The sequence below is a fragment of the Cyanobacteriota bacterium genome (assembly GCA_025054735.1).
Lineage (GTDB): Bacteria > Cyanobacteriota > Cyanobacteriia > SKYG9 > SKYG9 > SKYG9.
Genome location: JANWZG010000642.1, coordinates 1 through 1389 on the forward strand (window position 1 = coordinate 1; position 1389 = coordinate 1389).

Annotated in this window: 2 protein-coding genes; both read left to right on the top strand. The window is 46.0% G+C overall.

The genetic code is table 11. The features are described from left to right. Positions 1–154 precede the first annotated feature (154 nt). Entirely contained in the window at positions 155–703 is a 549-nt protein-coding gene (frr, locus tag NZ772_18995; protein ID MCS6815645.1) for a ribosome recycling factor, read from the top strand. Positions 704–834: 131 nt separating this feature from the next. Next, positions 835–1341 (top strand): hypothetical protein, encoded by a 507-nt coding sequence (locus NZ772_19000; GenBank protein ID MCS6815646.1) that lies wholly within the window; start codon positions 835–837, stop codon positions 1339–1341. Positions 1342–1389: the final 48 nt, after the last annotated feature.

The following is a 1389-nucleotide window of genomic DNA, read 5'->3' on the forward strand; positions in this document are numbered from 1 at the left end:
TAACCTGTCAGTTCCGGGGAATATCCACCGCGCGGTCAAAGGGGAAAAAATTGGCACCTTTGTTAGCAACTAATTGCCTAGAACACGCCCTTGCATGGTGAATTTTGCACACACAATAGTAAGTGAAAATAAGTGAAAAGGTTAGGAGGTTCTTGTGAAAATTACTGAAATTGAAGAGTCGATGAAAAAAGCCATTGAGGCTACTCAGCGATCGTTCAATACCATTCGCACCGGGCGAGCTAACCCCGCTCTGCTCGATAGGGTCATGGTAGAGTATTACGGCGCGCTTACACCCTTGAAGTCCCTGGCTAACATTTCTACGCCAGACTCATCGACCATCAGCATTCAACCGTTTGATCGGTCCAGTCTGAACGTGATCGAAAAAGCAATTTCCATGTCAGATGTGGGGCTAACGCCTAATAATGATGGCTCAACTATCCGGTTGAATGTGCCGCCATTAACCAGCGATCGGCGTAAAGAGCTAGTAAAGCTAGCTGCAAAGATGGCTGAAGAGGGTAAGGTGTCGGTACGCAATGTGCGCCGTGATGCGATCGATGCCATCCGCAAGCAAGAGAAGAACGGAGAATTATCCGAAGATGAGGCTCGTGACTTACAGGACAAGATTCAAAAGCTGACTGATAAATATATCGCTAAGCTAGACGAGGTGCTCGCAGAAAAGGAAAAAGACATTATGACAGTCTAGCGAATGCTACAGCACCGTCTCAGTTTTTTGTTACACCCATAACCTTAGACCATAACCTTAGAATAGTACTATTGACTAGTGTTCACAGTGTTTGTATCCACATTGGTTGAACTATTGGCTGAGCTATCGACATGTCCCGATCACGTAGCCTATCGACTACTAGCCCTGACCACCGTACTCTAGACTATGGGGGCAATTATATTTGTCCAGTATGTCGTCATGGCAACATTGCGACCCTGGCATTAATGGATGCATTTGCCTGTAACTTTTGTCACCATCTCTTCACTGCAAATCTAGAGCAGCAGACTCTCCATGCGGCTGACAGTTCTCAACCGATGGCATGGCGTTGGACAGGCAGAACTTGGCGCAGTGTTCATCAGAAAATGGATGACATCACAGGGCTAGTTTGGTTCATAGCGTTGGTACTGATTATTTTTCCACCCGCTATCATCGGTCTCTGTGCCTATATGTTTCCACCAATCAGTAGCACTTCATGGAATTTCCCCATCCTATGGACAGGACTAACATTCTTAGTACATACCAGCCTTGTGAGTTGGCTATTGGTGGAATACTATCAGGTTCCTGCCTATATTGCATTGAAAACCCAGTTGCGGCAAGTTGTGAACTCTCATCGTTAGACCAACTCATTACTCGGATACCTAGTTAACTGACAGAACGAGTAGCTG